This is a genomic window from Herbidospora yilanensis (genome assembly GCF_001570565.1).
GTDB classification, from domain to species: Bacteria; Actinomycetota; Actinomycetes; order Streptosporangiales; family Streptosporangiaceae; genus Herbidospora; species Herbidospora yilanensis.
The window spans coordinates 170,364-187,163 of record NZ_BBXE01000020.1 but is presented as its reverse complement, the minus strand read 5'-3'; the positions used below and the strand labels follow the sequence as shown (position 1 = coordinate 187,163).

Annotated in this window: 14 protein-coding genes; 4 read left to right on the top strand and 10 right to left on the bottom strand. The window is 71.4% G+C overall.

Annotation, left to right across the window (positions count from 1 at the left end):
• Nucleotides 1-38: 38 nt before the first annotated feature.
• The gene (locus AW273_RS14810) at nt 39-1,256 is read right to left on the bottom strand and encodes an FAD-dependent oxidoreductase (protein ID WP_062348885.1); all 1,218 of its coding nucleotides are present in this window, start codon (nt 1,254-1,256) and stop codon (nt 39-41) included.
• A gap of 44 nt (nt 1,257-1,300) precedes the next feature.
• On the opposite strand from AW273_RS14810, the gene sigK reads away from it, so the two are divergent.
• The 4 genes from sigK to AW273_RS14790 all read left to right on the top strand — a co-directional run bounded on the left by sigK (nt 1,301) and on the right by AW273_RS14790 (nt 3,497).
• A complete protein-coding gene (sigK, locus tag AW273_RS14805; protein WP_062348884.1) occupies nt 1,301-1,891 on the top strand; it encodes an ECF RNA polymerase sigma factor SigK in 591 nt (196 codons plus the stop codon).
• Nucleotides 1,888-2,601, top strand: a complete 714-nt coding sequence (locus AW273_RS14800) for an anti-sigma factor (RefSeq protein WP_062348883.1) — start codon at nt 1,888-1,890, stop codon at nt 2,599-2,601. Before sigK ends, AW273_RS14800 begins: the two co-directional genes overlap by 4 nt.
• A gap of 102 nt (nt 2,602-2,703) precedes the next feature.
• Nucleotides 2,704-3,153, top strand: a complete 450-nt coding sequence (locus AW273_RS14795) for a hypothetical protein (RefSeq protein ID WP_062348882.1) — start codon at nt 2,704-2,706, stop codon at nt 3,151-3,153.
• Nucleotides 3,150-3,497, top strand: a complete 348-nt coding sequence (locus AW273_RS14790) for a BAR domain-containing protein (protein ID WP_062348881.1) — start codon at nt 3,150-3,152, stop codon at nt 3,495-3,497. The genes AW273_RS14795 and AW273_RS14790 overlap by 4 nt, the downstream gene beginning before the upstream one ends.
• Nucleotides 3,498-3,536: 39 nt before the next feature.
• Here AW273_RS14790 and AW273_RS14785 read toward each other — a convergent pair whose 3' ends face one another.
• From AW273_RS14785 to AW273_RS14745, 9 genes are all read right to left on the bottom strand, one after another.
• Complete coding sequence (locus tag AW273_RS14785) at nt 3,537-4,517, bottom strand: phosphotransferase family protein (protein WP_062348880.1); 981 nt, start codon at nt 4,515-4,517, stop codon at nt 3,537-3,539.
• 1 nt (nt 4,518) lies between these two features.
• On the bottom strand, nt 4,519-5,397 hold the full coding sequence (locus AW273_RS14780) for an aldose 1-epimerase family protein (RefSeq protein ID WP_062348879.1): 879 nt from the start codon (nt 5,395-5,397) through the stop codon (nt 4,519-4,521).
• Nucleotides 5,398-5,541: 144 nt separating this feature from the next.
• Complete coding sequence (locus AW273_RS14775; RefSeq protein WP_062348878.1) at nt 5,542-6,840, bottom strand: GH1 family beta-glucosidase; 1,299 nt, start codon at nt 6,838-6,840, stop codon at nt 5,542-5,544.
• A 74-nt stretch (nt 6,841-6,914) separates the two neighbouring features.
• Nucleotides 6,915-8,000, bottom strand: a complete 1,086-nt coding sequence (locus AW273_RS14770) for a 2-oxo acid dehydrogenase subunit E2 (RefSeq protein WP_062348877.1) — start codon at nt 7,998-8,000, stop codon at nt 6,915-6,917.
• Complete coding sequence (locus AW273_RS14765) at nt 7,997-8,968, bottom strand: alpha-ketoacid dehydrogenase subunit beta (RefSeq protein ID WP_062348964.1); 972 nt, start codon at nt 8,966-8,968, stop codon at nt 7,997-7,999. The genes AW273_RS14770 and AW273_RS14765 overlap by 4 nt, the downstream gene beginning before the upstream one ends.
• Nucleotides 8,965-9,876: a thiamine pyrophosphate-dependent dehydrogenase E1 component subunit alpha gene (locus AW273_RS14760; protein ID WP_062348876.1), complete on the bottom strand. Its 912-nt coding sequence runs from the start codon at nt 9,874-9,876 to the stop codon at nt 8,965-8,967. Before AW273_RS14760 ends, AW273_RS14765 begins: the two co-directional genes overlap by 4 nt.
• Nucleotides 9,873-11,093, bottom strand: a complete 1,221-nt coding sequence (locus tag AW273_RS14755) for a glycosyltransferase (protein WP_062348875.1) — start codon at nt 11,091-11,093, stop codon at nt 9,873-9,875. Before AW273_RS14755 ends, AW273_RS14760 begins: the two co-directional genes overlap by 4 nt.
• Nucleotides 11,090-11,413 (bottom strand): phosphopantetheine-binding protein, encoded by a 324-nt coding sequence (locus AW273_RS14750; protein ID WP_062348874.1) that lies wholly within the window; start codon nt 11,411-11,413, stop codon nt 11,090-11,092. Before AW273_RS14750 ends, AW273_RS14755 begins: the two co-directional genes overlap by 4 nt.
• Nucleotides 11,410-16,707, bottom strand: a complete 5,298-nt coding sequence (locus AW273_RS14745; protein ID WP_062348873.1) for a non-ribosomal peptide synthetase/MFS transporter — start codon at nt 16,705-16,707, stop codon at nt 11,410-11,412. Before AW273_RS14745 ends, AW273_RS14750 begins: the two co-directional genes overlap by 4 nt.
• Nucleotides 16,708-16,800 lie beyond the last annotated feature (93 nt).

Sequence of the window (16,800 nt, the reverse complement as noted above, 5' to 3'; positions counted from 1 at the left end):
ATCGTTCCTCGTCCCGAGGACCGGCCTGCCATGTCCATTCAGTGAGATGAGCGTACGTGCTCGGGCCGGAAACCCAGCCCGATGGCGCGGCCGAGGAGGCGGCGTACCGGCAGGGGGATCCTCCGCGCGGCGGCGCCGATGGAGCCCGCATCGGCGTCACCCGCGAGGACGCGGGCGATGATCCGGTTCTGGATCTGCACCTGGATCGCCTGGGTCGCGGCCGTCGGATACCAGCGCCGGCGCCGCAGTTTCGCCAGGAGAGAAGCCGGCACGGGATCGAGCACCGGCCGCCGGTTCCGCTGCGCCCGGCCCAGCGGCCCGGCGAGGAGGTTCCCGGCCGCGATGGCGTCCTGGATCGCCAGGTTGATCCCGACCCCGCCGACCGGCGACATGGCGTGCGCGGCGTCCCCGATGACCAGCATCCCCGGCAGATGCCACCGCGGCAGCCGGTCGACGACCACGGTGAGGAGCTGGACGTCGTCGAAGGTGACCTCGCTCGTGTCGAGGTAGGGCAGCAGGTTGGTGACGCTCGACCGGAAGTTCGCCAGGCCGGCCGCCTTGAGGTCGTCGAACCCGCCCTTCGGGATCAAGTAGGCCATCTGCCAGTAGTCGCCCCGGTTGAACGACACCAGCGCCGTGCCGCGGCCCGGCCGCAGGAACACGTCGTCGGGATGCCCGTCGTGGCGGGGCAGCCGGAACCACAACACGTCCATCGGCGCCCCGATGTCGGCCGGCTCGAACCCGACGGCGGCGCGCAGATCGCTGTGCCGCCCGTCGGCCGCCACGGTCAGCGCGGCCCGGATCTCCGTGCGGGCGCCGCCCGACTCCACCACGACCCCGCGGACCGCGTCGCCCTCGCGGATCACGTCCACGGCCTTGTGCTCCATGAGGAGCCGGAAGTTCGGATATTCGCCGGCCGCGGTGGTGATCAGCCTGAGGAAGTCCCACTGCGGCACCATCGCCAGCCGCCGGTGCCTGCCGGGCAGCCCGCGGAAGTCGGCCATCGGGATGAACTCCTCGCCCGTGTAGAGGGCGAAGTACTCGAACGAGCGGTGCGGGATGGCCTCGAACCTCTCCAGCAGCCCCAGTTCGTCGAGGACCTGGATCGTCGACGGATGGATCGTGTCCCCCCGGAAGTCCCGGAAGAAGTCGGCGTGCTTCTCCAGCAGGACGACCTCGATCCCCGCCCGCGCGAGCAGCAGCCCCAGCATCGCCCCGGCGGGCCCGCCGCCCGCGATCACCACGGTGGTTTCCATGATTCCCCTCCTACCCGGGCAATCCACGGGGCAGGCGGCGGCGAATGGGGTTCGTGAACGATGTCGTGCCCCTATCCGTCACGGGCCGCAGCCCGGAGCTCGACGAGCTGCTGATCCTGGTCGCCCGCGGCGACGAGACGGCCTTCGAGCGCCTGTACGACAGACTGATCGCCCCGGTGTTCGGACTGATCCGCCGCGTCGTGCGCGACCGGGCCCAGGCCGAGGAGGTCGCCCAGGAGGTCATGGTCGAGGTGTGGCGGACCGCCGCCCGCTTCGACCCCGCCCGCGGCGGCGCCCTGTCCTGGGTGATGACCGTGGCCCACCGCCGCGCCGTCGACCGGGTACGCTCCGCGCAGGCGTCCTCCGACCGGGAGGACCGGGTGGCCCGGATGGGCGGCGAGGTCGCCTACGACCACGTGGCCGAGACCGTGACCACGCGCCTGGAGGGCGAACGGGTCCGCCGCTGCCTCGACGGCCTGACCGAACTGCAACGCCAGGCCGTCACGATGGCCTACTACGGGGGTTACAGCTATCCCGAGGTGGCCGGCCTGCTGAAGGTCCCCCTGGGGACCGTGAAGACACGGATGCGCGACGGTCTGGTCCGGCTGCGCGACTGCATGGGGGTGGAGCGGTGAACGACGAGATCCACACCCTGTCCGGGGCCTACGCCCTGAACGCCCTGCCCGCCGGTGAACTGGGCGAGTTCGAGGGCCACCTGTCCCGGTGCGAGGCCTGCGCGATCGAGGTCCGGGGGCTGAGGGAGACGGCCGCGCGGCTCGGCGTCGCGGTGGCCGAGGCCCCGCCCCGGGCCCTGAAGTCACGGGTCATGGCCCAGATCGCCGAAGTCCGCCAGGAACCGCCCGTGATCGAGGAGACGCCACCCGAGGTCGTCGTGCCGCTGCGCCGCCGCCCCGGCCGGTGGGCCCTGGCCCTGGCCGCCGTCTCGGCCGCCGCGGCGGTGTCGATCGGCGTCGTCGCCGTCAACGAGATCCGGTCGCGGGACGCCTCGATCGAGGAGATCCAGAACCTGCTCGCCGCGCCCGACGCCGTGGTCCGCAAGGTCGGCATGGCCGGCGGGGGATCGGCGACGGTGGTGGCCTCGGAGAGCCGCGGGAAGGTGATGTTCACCTCCGACCTGCCGGCGCTCGACCCGTCCCGGACCTACCAGCTCTGGACCATCGGCGGGGAACACATCCGCCCGGCGGGTCTGGTCGACGGCGGCGGGATCCGCACGGCGACGGTGGACCTGCCGCCGGGGACCGACCACTTCGGGGTGACGGTGGAGCCGGCGGGCGGTTCCGAGCAGCCGACGACGGAGCCGGTGATGCTCGCGAAGGTGGTCTGAGAGGCGAATCCGTCGTGTTCGGGGGATCACTCTCCGCTAGAGTTGGCCAGAGTGTTGAACTAGTGTTGCACTACTGATGCACGGTTCGACTAGCCTGGGCGGGTGAAGACTTTTCCGTTCAGTGCGCTGGCGCGCGAGCGCAACGAGGTGTTCCCCCAACTCGACGCCGCTGACGTGCTGCTCGAACGGCGCGATGCGGAGAATGTGTGGCTCGTACGAGATGAGCGATACCAGGCCGCCCGAGGCGCGCTGCTCACCCTGGCCCGATCGATGGCCATCGTCGCGCGGGCCAATCAGGCGCTCGCCGAAGAGGCGCTCGGTGAAGACCTGCCGTGGCTGGTCTGGCTCCCCGAGGCCGAGCGGCTTCAGTGTGTCCGTGAGCTGCTCGCGCATCTGCTCGCCGGGGCCGACACCGGCGAGCTGCTGCCCTACGCCCGGGCCCGTAAGTCGTGGACCTCGACGGCGCTGGTCTGGAGCGACCCCGAGACCGCCCGCGAACTGGCCGATCCTTTCGACGGATCAGGAGGACAGCCGATCCACGGTGTGGAATGACCGGGCGCGGTGACGAGATCCGGCGCCCCACGAACTGGCTGGTACGCGCCGCGAACGCGAAAACGGCCAAGGCATGGCGCGAACTCTGCGCGCAGGCGCCGGGGAACTGTGACCGCTGCTGGGTCGACCTCACGAGTGATCCGCGCCGTGTCAACGATCGGCAGCACCCGCTCAAGGGATCGCTCGGCCGGGTGAAGCATGAGGGCCGGGAACTCGAACAGTGGCAGTACGAGGTCACCGCGGGGGGCCGGGTCTGGTATCTGGTCGACGACGCCGGGCGGACACTCTGGTTCACGAAGGTGGCCGCGGGCCATCCCAAGCAGACGGAGCGGCGCGGCGGATGAACCGATGGGCGGCGGCGGGCCTGCCGCCCATCGGGACCGTCAGCGCGTCAGGATGCCCAGCGCCCGCACCAGGCCCTCGGTCGCGCCGTTCCGCAGCCGGGCGTAGTCGGCCTCCGGATACTGCCGGGGACCGTCCTCGACCAGCAGGATCAGGTACAGGTACGCCTGGTACATCGCGAACCTGACCCGGGACGTCGGGGTGAAGCCGGCCCGCCCGCCGCCCTCCTGGTAGCCCGCCAGCATCGGGTCGTCTCCGGTCAGGTCGGAGAAGATGGTCGGGGTCACGAAGTCGGCCAGGGGGTCGCCCCAGAAGGCGCGTTCGTGGTCGATCAGCGCCTCGATCGTGCCGTCGGGGTTGAGGAACACGTTGCCCGGCCAGACGTCGAAGTGGACCAGCGCGGGGGTCTGCACGTCGTCGAGGGCCGCCGCGTTGCGGTGGAAGGCGCCGACCAGGTCGAGGATGGTGGCCGGGAGGCGGGTCTCCCATTTCACCGCGTCGTCGAGGATAGCGCCGACCATCTTCAGGAACGCCTCGCGCCACGTCGCCCCGGTCAGGCCGGCGTAGGGGTAGCCGAACGTGCCCGAACCGGGGATGCGGTGGAGGGTGGCCAGGTGGGCGCCCATCTCGCGCCTCAGCGCGCCGTCCCGCGCGGGGTCGGGTGCCGCCCGGTTCCACGGTGTGCCCGTGAGCGCCGACAGGATCAGCCAGTCGCCACCGATCCCGGGGTCGTCGAAGCCCGCGTGGAGCAGCGTGGCCATGGGCAGGCCGGTGCCCTGGGCCAGGTGGTAGACCATGGCCTCGGTGCGCAGCAGGTCGCGTTCGTAGGTCAGCAGCGGCAGGTCGGGGGGCGGGCCGACCTTCAGGACGACCTGCGACTCGTCGTCGAGGCCGAGGCGCCAGACGGCGTTGGCGAAGCCGTCGGGCAGTTCCTCGGCCGTCACGACGCCCGCTCCCACGGCGCCGATGACGAGCGCGTCGAGTTCGGCGGTCGTCAGCGACCGCTTCGTTTTGCTGTCCATGTCAGGCCGCCGAGATCGTCCAGCTCGCCTCGTGCGTGTCGCCGGGCTTGAGGACGATCAGGTCGGTGCCGCTGTTGTAGGCGTCGGGCGGGCAGGTCATCGGCTCGACCGCGACGCCCTTGTAGCCCAGGCCCACGCCGTTGCAGACCTGGACCCACGGCAGGGACTCGTGGTCCCACGTGACGGCCACGCCGCCGCCGGGGCCGCTCACCACGACGCGGCCCTCGCTCAGGGCGGTGTAGGCGTGGTCGATGGCGACCCGGCCCAGCGGGTGGGGCTCGCGGAAGTCGTAGTCGGTGCCGTCGACCGCGACCAGCTCCGTGGGGGCGAGCAGCTCGTCGGTCAGGAACACCTTCCCCGCGGGCAGGGACAGCGTGTATTCGGTCACGTCGGGGCCGGCCAGCAACCACGGGTGGGGGCCGCAGCCGTAGGGGGCGGCGGTCTCGCCGATGTTCTCGGCCTTCAGGGTGGTCGTCAGGCCCGTCTCGTCGAGGACGTACGTCGTGGTGAGGGCGAGCCGGTAGGGGTAGCCCTGGTGGGGTTCCAGCGTGTAGGTCATGACCGCCGAGGAGCGGTGGTCTTCGATCGCGGTGAACTCCACGCACGACCAGTGGGCGTCGGAGACGAAGCCGTGCAGGGCGTGGCCCCGGTCGGGCTCGTTCACGGGGAGCTCGAAGCACTCGTCGGCGAACACGTAGCGGGCGCCGACGACCCGGTTGGGCCACGGCGCGAGCAGGGTGCCGTTGTAGAACTCGATCGGCCCGTCGACGGGTCGGCTCGGGATCAGGTCACGTCCTCCGTGCGTGAGGGCTGAGACGGCGCCGCCGAGTTCGGTCAGCTCCGCGCGGTAGCCGCCGCCGAGGAGGGTGTACTGGGGCACGGGGGGTGTCCTTTCTCCGAGAGACAAGGTCAAGGGTATGCGCCACGTGATCGGCCCAGCTCGGCAGCCTCCTGGCCACCCGAGTGGGAGCGCTCCCACAACCTAGTGTGAATTGGGCTGATGAGTCAACGAAAAAGAAGCAGGTCACCGCAGTTCGCCGGTCTCGACAAGGTCCCGGTACCAAAGGGCGCTGTCTTTCGGAATTCGCTTCTGCGTCGCGTAGTCGACGTGCACGATGCCGAATCGCTGGCTGTATCCCTCGGCCCATTCGAAATTGTCGAGCAGCGACCACACGTGATATCCCTCGACCTTCGCGCCGGCCTCCATCGCGCGGTGCATCGCGCCGATGTGGCCGCGCAGATAGGCGATCCGGTCGTCGTCGTGCACGCCGCCGTCGGCGGCGACCGCGTCGTCGGTCGCCAGGCCGTTCTCGGTGATGACGATCGGCACGCCGGGGTGGTCGCGGGTGACGCGCAGCAGGACGTCGTGCAGGCCGTCGGGGTAGTCCTCCAGCCAGCCGGCCACCCTGACCGGATGGCGGACGACGCGCCGCTGTTCGGCGTCGATGAAGAGCGGCGTGTAGTACTGCACGCCGAGCACGTCCACCTTCTCGCTGATGATCTCCATGTCCCCGTCCATGATCATGTCATGCCGGGTCATGGCCTCCTCCGGGTAGGTCCCGTTGAAGACGGGCTCCAGGTAGAGACGGTTCTCGCGGGCGTCCTGGCGGCGCGCGGCCTCCTTCGCCTCGGGCGAGTCGTCGGCCGGGTAGGTCGGGTGGAGGTTCAGCGCGGGGCCGATCCGGCGGCCCGGGTGGCGGTCGTGCAGGAGGCGGCTGGCCAGGCCGTGGGCCAGCAGCAGGTGGTGGCAGGCGACCAGGGCGCGGTCGTCGTCGCGCACGCCCGGGGCGTGGATGCCGGTGCGGTAGCCGCAGTCGACGACGGTCTTCGGCTCGTTGATCGTGAGCCAGTCGCGGACGTGCAGGGCGTCGTACATGATCTCGGCGTATTCGGCGAAGCGGTGGGCCGTGTCGCGGTTCTCCCAGCCGCCCTCGTCCTGGAGGGCCTGGGGGAGGTCCCAGTGGAACAGCGTGACCATCGGGCGGATGCCGGCGCCGACCAGGCCGTCGACCAGGCGCTTGTAGTAGTCCAGGCCCTTGAGGTTGGGGCGGCCGGTGCCCGTCGGCTGGACACGCGGCCAGGCGATCGAGAAGCGGTAGCTCTCCAGGCCCAGCTCGCGCATCAGCGCGATGTCCTGCTCGACGCGGTGGTACTGGTCGGCGCCCGGGTCGCCGGTGTCGCCGTCCCGCACGTTTCCCGGGGTGGCGGCGAAGGTGTCCCAGACCGACACCCCCCGGCCGTCCTCCTTGGTGGCACCCTCCACCTGGAAGGCGGAGGTGGCCGCCCCCCAGACGAAGTCACGGGGGAAGCGTACGGGCGTCATGGTTCTCCTCGGTCGGTCTGCGGCGCAGGCGCCGGCGGCGCTGAGTGACATCAGCACAAATACACCACGACGCGTTATTCCAACCATCTGCGCGGTTCCTCCAGCAACCGCTTGACCGCTCCGAGGAAGAGCGCGGCGTCCCGGCCGTTCACGACGCGGTGGTCGAAGGCCAGCCCGATCCGCACGGTCTGGCGGACCATGAAACCTTCATCGCCCTGCTGGACCTCCTGCTGCGTCGAGGCGAGCGACAGCGCCGCCACGTGGCCGGGATGGACGATGGGGATCGCGGACTCCACGCCCGCCTCGCCGTGCAGGGTGACCACGATGTTGGCCCCCTCCAGATCGCGTTCCCGGAAGCTGCCGCGCAGCGCGGTCATCCGGTAGTCCATGAGCTCCCGGGCCACCGCGTCGAGCGGACGCACGTCCGCGTCGCGGACGACCGGCACGAACAGGCCCTTGCCGACGTCGATGGTGACGCCGACGTGCGACCCCTCCGCGAGCCGGATCCGGCCGTCGCCGAGCCAGGTGGAGAACAGGTGCGGGAACTCCGCCCGCTGGTCGGCCACCGCCTTGACCAGCAGTTCCGACAGCCCGATCAGGGTCCGGGCGTGCTTGGACAGGTCCCGGGTCAGCTTGGCGGTGTCGGTCACGTCGGCCTTGACCACCGTGAACGCCGCCGGGATGGTCTGGTGCGACAGCACCACCACGTCGGCGGCCTGACGCTGCGCCTTCGGCAGCACGACGACCTCGCGCGGGTCGGCCAGCGACTCCACGTCCTCGGCCCTGATCACCTTCTTGCCGAGCGCCCGCACCCGGTCGAGCGAGACGCCGTGGCGCTCGATCAGCACCTGCGCCGGGCGGGTGATCACGATGTCGATCTCCCCGGACTCCAGCGGCGGCACCTCGGGGACGACCGGTTCCGCGACCTCGACCGCCGCCCCGATGGCGGCGATCAATTCGCCCGGGGCGCAGTCGCCGGAATGGACCCGGATGGCCAATGTCCCGTCGGCCGGACTTTCCAGTTCCTCCGCCGTCTTCGACGTTTCGATGACCACGAGCGGGTCGCCCTGTTTCACCTCCTGGCCGTCGGCCGCGAGCCATTCCACGAGGATGTAGCTGTCGTCGTTGTTGTTCAGCTTCGGAATGCGGAATTCGGTCATTTGTTTATGGCTCTTCGGATGTCGGCGGGCTGAACGGTGCACCGGGCCTCAAGGTGCGCGGCCGTCGGGATGATCGAGTCGGGCGCCGAGATGTGCGTGATCGGCGCGGTCAGCCGGCCCCACAGCCGTTCGTGCAGCAGCCGGGCCACCTCGGCGCCCCAGGTCCCCCCGGCGGTGCCGTCCTCCGCGACGTGCACCCGTTTGGCCGCCGCGAGCACGTCGGCGACCGGGGTCACGTCGAGCGGGTGGAGGCGGGCGGGGACCAGCAGCGTGCAGGCGATCTCGTCCTCCAGCAGCAGGTCGCGCAGGGCCGTCAGGGCGCGGTCGGTGAGGCCGCCCGGGGCCAGCAGCACGTCCTCGGTGTCCCGCTCCGCCCGGATCACCGCCCAGCCGTCGCGCACCTCGAAGGTGTGCAGGCCGTCGCCGTCGCTCAGCATCGGCTTGGTGTAGAGGACCTTGTCCTCGAAGAACACGGCCGGCCTACCACCCGCGAAGATCTCGGCGAACAGCCGCCCGGCGTCGTGGAAGGGGCTCATCTCGTACACCGACAGGCCCGGCACGCCGATGAAGTGCTTCTGCAGGCTCTGGCTGTGCGTCGGCCCGTAGCCCCGCCGGCCGCCGGTGGGGAGGCGCACGATCAGCGGCACGTCCACCGGACGGCCGTACATGGTCGTCGACTTGGCCGCGAAGTTCACGAGCTGGTCGAAGGCCAGCGTGGCGAAGTCGCCGAACATGATCTCCACGATGGCCCGGTCGCCGGCCAGGGCCAGCCCGGCGCCGACGCCGACGATGCCCCCCTCGGACAGGGGAGTGGACATCACGCGCGGGCCGAAGCGGTCCGACAGGCCCTTGGTGATCTTGAACGCGCCGCCGTACGGGTCCGAGACGTCCTCGCCCAGCAGGTGGACCGACGGATCGTTCTCCATCAGCGAGTGCAGCGACCGGTTCAGGTGTTCGGCGACTCTCATGACCACTCCGACAGGGGCCGGGCCAGCACGTTCTCCACCGCGGCGTCGATGAACGCGCGCTCGATCTCCTCCAGCGCCGCGACCTGCGCGGGGAAGTCGCGGGTGTAGTGCGGGTACCAGTCGCCGGCGGCGGCCTCGGCCAGTTCGGCGGCGGTGCGGGTGTCGTCGCCCTTGCTGTGCGGCCCGGCCCGGTGCACCGACACCTCGAACACGGCCGGGCGCTTCTCCCGCCGCACGTGGTCGACCAGCGGCGCCAGCGCGCCGCGCACCACGTTGACGTCGACCGACTCGACCCGTTCGTGCCGGACGCCGAACCCGGCGCAGCGGCCCGCGATCGACCCGGCCATCTGGCGGGCCGTCGGCGTCGACTGGGCGATCCGGTTGTGCTCGACGACGACCAGCAGCGGGGCGCCCCAGAGCTGGGCCATGTTCAGGGCCTCGTACACCGACCCCTCGCCCCAGGTGCCGTCGCCGATGTACGCGCACACGATCCCGTCGCCGGTCCGCCGGTGCCTCAGCGCGACCCCGACCGCGACCGGGAGCGACTCGCCCTGGACGCCGGTCGACAGGAACCGCTCGTGGTAGATGTGCTGGCTGCCGCCCACTCCGTTGCAGAGCGCGCCCTCGCGGCCGGTGATCTCGGCGAGCAGGGCGTGCGGCTCGTCGTAGCGGGCCAGGAAGTGGCCGTGCCCCCGGTGGTTGCTGAACACGTGGTCCTCGGGCCGCAGCAGGGCGCTGACCGCGACGGGCACGTGCTCCTGGCCGAGGCAGGTGTGCGTGGTGCCGTTGAGGCGGCCCTGCTCGAACAGGCGCAGCAGGGCCTTCTCGAAGTGCCGGATCCGCAACATCCGCGACAGGTCGGCTTCCGAGACGGGCGTCAGGGTGCGTTCCCGCACCGCTCCGATCATGACTGGGACTCCTTGGCACGGGCCGCCGCGAGCGCGGCCAGCGCGGCGAGGCGGCGGTTGGGCCGCAGGGTGGTCAGGTGGGCTTCCAGGGCGCCGGCGTCGAGCGACCCGATGAAGTCGAGCGCGGCCTTCCTCGACCGGCGGGCCAGGTGGCGATGCAGCGCCTCGTCGCCCGTCACGGGGTCGAGGGCGTTCAGCCAGGGGCCGAGGTCCTGCTCCGGGACGACCGGGACGGGCCGGGCCCGGCCGACCGACTCGTAACGTTCGATGCCGCGCACCGGGACCGAGTAGGGCACGCCGAGCTTGGCCTCCGACAGGCCGCCGACGGCGCTGGCGATCACCGGGACGCCCCGGGCCATGGCCTCGACACAGGCGTACCCGAAGGTCTCGTCCCAGAGCGAGGGCATGAGCAGGACCTTCGCCCGCGACAGGATGTCGTCGATGTCGTCGGAGGGCTGGCCGATCTCGATGTTGGGCCGGCGCTTCAGCTCGTCGAGGTCGTCGGCGGTGGTGCCCCAGGTCGGCACGGCCAGGAACCGCAGGCGGGGCCGCGCGTCGGCGAGGCCGAGGAGCACGCTCAGGCCCTTGTAGCCGCACGGGTTGATCATCGTGATCAGGTCTCCGCCGGCCAGTTCTGCCGGATCTCCGTAAATATGCGGATAAATCAGTGTGGACGAGATGTCGCCCCACTTCTGGAGGTACGTCTCCGCCGCCTGGCTCACCGCCACGACCGACGCCGCCAGCTTCACCATCCGGGTCCCGGCCGCGCTCGGATAGAACGCCCCGGGCCCGAACGGCAACTGCTGCAGCGTGTGCGCCAGGTAGACGACCCGCTCCGGGGCCGCCCGCAGCGCGGCCCCGAGCACGATCAGCCCGGGGTCGTCCGACGGGACCAGGGTCCAGTCGGGGGAGACCTCGGCGGCCACCTCGCCGATCAGCTTCGCGAGCAGGGAGGCGCGGGTCGCCACGTGGGCCCGCACCCCGTTGTGGTCGTAGACCAGCACGTCGGAACCGGCCGACGTCACCTCCGCGCCGAGACCCCTGAGATAGGCCACGTGGTCGTCGGCGGACGTCGAACGAAGCTCCCCGCTCATCGGCGCCACGACGTGGCACTCGTGCCCGCGCGCCGCGAGCTGCTCCATCATGATCCGGTTGGACTTGTTCGCCCCGCCGTGGCTGGGGAGGTGGAACATGTTCTGGGCGAGCAGGACTCTCATGCGTTGTCGGAGAGCAGTTCGTTGATCTCGTCGTCCGACATGCCGTCGAGCTGCTTCAGCAGGGCGGCCAGCTCGTCGTCGTCCACGGCCGCGATCCGGCCCTGGTCGATCGCCTTGGACGCCTCCGCGACGGTGAACCCGGACGAGAACAACACGTCGATGGGTAACTCGACGCCGAACTGCTCCTCCACCCGGGCCAGGAACTGGACCATCGTCAGCGACTGGCCGCCGAGTTCGAAGAAGTCGTCGTCGACCGACGGCGGGGCCTGGCCGAGCAGCTCGGTCCAGATCTCGGCGACGGCGGATTCGGTGGGGGTCATGCGGAGGTTCCCTTCAGTTCTGCGAGACCGACCAAATCGTCGGGTTCGGCGTCCGGGGTGTCCCGGTCGAAGTTCCGGAGCGCCCGGTGCCTCAGTGCGATCACGATCGTGACGGCCATGGCGAGGCCGCAGATCAGGTAGAGCAGGCCGATGCCGCGCCCCTCGCCGACGCCGATCACGGCGCCGACCGTCGAGGCCAGCGCGCCGTCCTCGCGCAGCAGCGGGACGAACACCAGCCCGGCCAGCCAGGCCTGCACGGCCAGGCCGATCGGCTGCGTCGACATGGCCAGCATCTGGTTGATGGCGATCACGCGGGCGTGGTAGCGCTGCGGCACCTTCGAGTGGATGATCGTGATCCAGATGCCGTCGCTGATCGTCATGAACAGCGCCATCCCGGCCGCCCCCAGCGCGACCAGCGGCAACCACGGCCGCAGGCCCATCGAGAAGGCGAAGAGCGCCACGACGGCCACGGCCGAGAGCATGCCGAACATCCGGCGGCGGCGCGGGCCGCCCCAGATCGAGATCACGAACCCGCCCGCCACCGCCCCGGCGGCGGCGACCACGGCCACGGTCCCGGTGTCGCCCAGGTCGCCCATCGAGAGCACCAGCGGCGAGATCATCGTGAACGCGGTGAACAGGAAGAAGTTGACGACGAACATGGTGATCGCCATCGCCCGCAGGCCCGGCCGCCGCCACAGGTAGCGGAAGCCGTTGCGGATCTCCGCCCCGACCGTCTCCCGCCGGGTCCAGGCCATGGCCCTGGGGAACGGCGTGAACAGGGTGACGGCGACGGCGAACAGGTAGCAGACGACGTTGGCGATCAGGATCCCGTTCAGGCCGATCGCGGCCAGCACCCCGACCGCGAACAGCGGGACCATCAGCCGGCCGATCGCGTTGCCGAGCTGGAGCACGCCGCCGGCGTGGCCGAGATAGTGCTTGGGAGCCAGTTGCGGCACGGCCGACGCCCAGGCCAGGCGTTGCACCGTGAGCGCCACGCTGAGCAGGACGAGGATTCCGTACAGCGCGGGCATCGGGAGGGTGTCGGTGAGCAGCAGCCCCAGCATGAGCGCCTGCAGCCCGAGGCAGGCGCCGTCGCCGACGAGCATCGCCCTGCGCCGGTCGCTCCGGTCGACCAGCGCGCCGACGAGCGGCGAGAGCACCAGGCCCGGCACCAGCGCGATGATGGCGAACAGGCTGAACTGCAGCAGCGAGCCGGTCTTCAGGTAGGCCCAGATCGGGACGGCGAACTCGGTCATGGCCGTGCCGACCATCGACACGGTCTGGCCGGCGGCGACCCGCAGGAACCGGCCCAGCGTGGCCTCGACGGGCGGCGCCTCGCGGGAGACCGCCTCCTTGCGCCACGTCTCGGCGGCGTGGGGGCCGTCGAGGTCGGTGTGGACGGCGGTGATGATCCTCGCCAGTTCCGCGGCCCGGTAGCGGAGGAAGTAGTGGCCGGCCTCGTCGATCACCACGAGCGCCGTCGTCCTGGCGGTGACGTGCCAGTCGCGGTAGCGCTCCTCGTAGAAGTCGGTGATCGGGTCGCGGCTGCCGACGATCGAGACGACCGGGGCGGTCAGCGGGGTCGCGCCCTCGTCGATCAGCCGGGTGAAGTAGGCCTCGCCCGCCTTGGCGTCGGAGCGCATGGTCGTGACGATGCGCTCGACCTCCTCGGCGCCCAGGCCGTCGAGGTCGGCGCCGATGGCGCGCAGCCAGTTGGCCTCGGAGTTGTTGTTCCGCAGCCGGCGGTTGTTGAAGTAGTGCTTGTTCAGCAGGCCGCTCAGGCCCTTGGTCGGGACGGCGAACGGGAAGCTGCCGGCGATGTAGACGGCGTCGATCTCCCGGCCGGCCGCCTCGACGCGGCGGGCGATCTCGGTCGTGAGGGCGCTGCCGACGCAGTGGCCGTACAGCACCAGCGGGCCCTTGACCTTGGCCAGGATCTCCGCGCAGATCCTCCCGGCGGCCTCGTCGAAGGGCAGGATCTCCTCGTCGACGCCGAGTTCGTGCCCGGGGAGGGCGACGGCCTGGAGCGCGACGCCCTTCGGCAGCGCGTCGGCGAGCGCCTGGTAGACGACCGCGCTGCCGCCGCCGTAGGGCACGCAGACCAGGGTCATGGCCGGGGCGGCGATCGGCTTGGTGAGCCGGACCAGCAGGCCCTTCTCCTCCTCTTCCGGCCCGTCGACCAGCGCGGCGAGGGCCGCTACGGTCCGGTTGGCCAGGGCGTCGACCACGCTGACCGGCTTGTCCGGCATCGTCTGGCGGAGTTTGGCGATCATGCGGATGAGCAGCAGCGAGTGGCCGCCCAGCGCCATGAAGTCGTCGTCGACGCCGATGGTCTCGACGTTGAGGACCTCTTTCCAGACGCCCGCGATGAGGAGTTCCGTCTCGGTGCCCGGCTCCCTCCCCGCGGAGGCGGTGACCTGGGGGGCGGGCAGCGCCCTGCGGTCGACCTTGCCGTTCGCGTTGAGCGGCATGCGGTCGAGCTCGGTGAACACCACCGGGACCATGTACTCCGGGAGCCGGAGCGCGCAGTGCTCGTCCAGGCCCCGCACCGGACCGGCGACCGGCACGTAGTAGGCCACCAGCCGTTCCTCGTGCACCGCCGCCACCGCGTCCCGCACCCCCGGATGGTCGAGGAGCGCGGCCCTGACCTCGTCCAGCTCGATGCGGTACCCGCGGATCTTCACCTGGTCGTCGAACCGGCCGAGGAACGCCACGTTGCCGTCGGGCAGCCAGAGGACCCGGTCGCCCGTCCGGTAGACGCGTTCACCCTCGAACTCCACGAACCGTTCGGCGGTCAGGTCCGGTCGGTTCACGTAGCCGCGGGTGACGCCGACGCCACCGACGTACAGTTCGCCCGGGACGCCGGCGGGAAGCAGGCGGCGGTGCGGGTCGAGAACGAACATGCGCATGTTGGGCAGTGGCGCCCCGATGGGGACGACCTCGTGGTGCTGCCGGTGGGTGACCGGGTAGACGCACGTGCCGACGGTGGCCTCGGTGGGGCCGTACTCGTTGATCAGCCGTCCGGGGCCGAGGATCTCGAGCCAGCGGTCGGCGAGCGAACCGGGGAGGGCCTCCCCGGCCACGACGATCACCCCGGCCAGCGCGGCGGCGCGGGCGTCGTCGAGCTGATGGCCCAGCACCTCCAGGTGTCCGGGGGTGAGCTTGACGAAGCTGAAGTCCCGGCCGCTGAGCAGCTCGCCGAGCTCGCCCATGTCGAAGTCCTGGTCGAGGACCGTCACGGCCTGGCCGGTCACGAGCGGCGCCCACAGGTTGGGCACGACCAGGTCGAAGGCGACCGACCCGAGCAGCGGCGCGCCGCCCTCGCCCCGGGAGGCGAGCTCCTCGACGGCCCACCACACGTGGTTGACCAGCCCCCGGTGGGTGACCTGGACGCCCTTCGGCTTCCCGGTCGAGCCCGAGGTGAAGATGAGATAGGCCAGCCGGTCGAGGTCGGGCTCGACGTCGACGGGGGTGGTGTCGCCGTCGATCGAGGCGACCTCGACGACCGTGGGGCCGTCGAACCGGGAGACGTACCCGCGCTCGGTCAGCACCAGCGTCGTGCCCGCCGTCTCCAGCATGTCGGCGATGCGCTGCGGCGGGAACGCCGGGTCCATCGGCACGTACGCCGCCCCGGCCAGCCACACGCCCAGCAGCGACGCGATCAGATCGGGGGAGCGGTCGAGCAGCACCCCGACCGTGCTCTCCGGCGTGACCCCCTCGGCGAGCAGCCGCCGGGCGATCTGGTTGGCGCGGGCGTGCAGCTCGGCGTGGGAGGTGTCCCGGCCGCCGAACCGGACCGCCGTCGCGGTCGAGTCCCGGTGCTCGGCCAGCAACAAAGGGAGCGCTCTCTCCGGGTACGGCCGCGCCGAGTCGTTCCACGTCCCGAAGATCGTCTCCCGCTCCTCCGGGGTCACCAGGTCGAGCTCGGCCAGCGTGGCCGCCGGGTTCGCCGCGATCTGGGCGGCGAGGTGGTGGTAGTGGCCCACCATGCGGTCGACGACGTCGTCGTCGAGCAGGTCGCGCCGGTAGGTGAAGTCGAGCCCCGTGACGTCGCCGTCGAGGTGGACGAGCAGCGACAACTCGTAGCCCTGGTGGTCGACCTCGTGGTCCCAGATCGAGGCGGTCAGGCCGGGCCAGTCGCCGCGCTGGTCGCGGAAGCCGCGTAACGAGAAGCTGACCGGCAGCTTCAGGTCGACGGCGTCGGCCAGCACCGACAGCGGCAGCGGGTTGCTCAGCGCGCCGCCGACGGCCGCCCTGATCCGGGCCGCGACCTCGGGGAAGGACGGATCGCCGGACAGGTCGCCGTGGATCGGCACCGCGTTCACGAAGCAGCCGACGACGCCTTCGAGCTCGCGCCGCCGGCGCCCGCCGTTCGTGGTCGCCAGGGTGACCCCCTCGGCGCCGGTGTAGCGGGCCAGCAACATCGAGAACACCGCCAGCAGGGCGGTGAACGGCGTCGTGCCCGGCCCTCCGGCCGCTTGCAGCGCGGCCAGGGTGCCCGGGGCGAGCAGGCTCCAGTTCGTGCTGGTACGCCGCCCGCCGGGAACCGGCCGCTCCCGCCGCACCGGCAGGTCGACCGCGGGCGCGCCGTCGAGCGTGGCCCGCCAGTAGGCGGTGCGGCGGCCGAGCGTCTCGGGGGTCAGCTCGGCACGGGACCAGGCGGCGTAGTCGGCGTACTGGACCGGCAACGCCGGCAGCGGGGACGGTTCACCGTCCACCGCCTCGCGGTAGAGGGTGGCCAGTTCGTCGGCCAGGATCCCCATCGACCAGCCGTCGGCGGCGATGTGGTGGCACACGACCAGCAGGGCGTGCGACCGCTCGGCCAGCCGGATGAGCGTCGCCGCCACGACCGGCCCGGTCCGCAGGTCGAACCGCCTGGTCACCGCCTCGGCGGTGATCTCCGCGGCGAGGTCGGGGGCGCCGTGGAACTCCAGCGGCATGGGGAACGGATCGAGCACCGTCTGGAGCGGTTCGCCGTCGCTCGCGGCCTGGTCGCCGGGAGTCGCGTAAACGGTACGCAGGCTCTCGTGTCGGGCGATCAGGGCGTCGAGGGCGGCGGTCAGCGCCGGGACGTCGAGGGGGCCGTCGAGCCGGAGCCCCAGGGTGGCGTTGGGCGCCGGGGCCGCGCCGTCGAGTTGCGCGCCGAGCCACATCTGCCGCTGCTCGAAGGAGCAGGCGAGGGGGCCCTGGTCGCGCGGCACGACGGGGATGGGGGATTTGGGGCGCGCGGTGAGCAGGCGGGCGAGTGCCGCCCGGCGCGCGGGGGAGAGCCCGCCGAGGGAGCCACGGGGCACGGACTCGGGTGTGGATGTGGACGTCACTGCCACGGAGTGGCCTTTCTTTGAACGGTCCAAGGCAACCCGAAAAAGGCCGGCGCGATAAGCGCC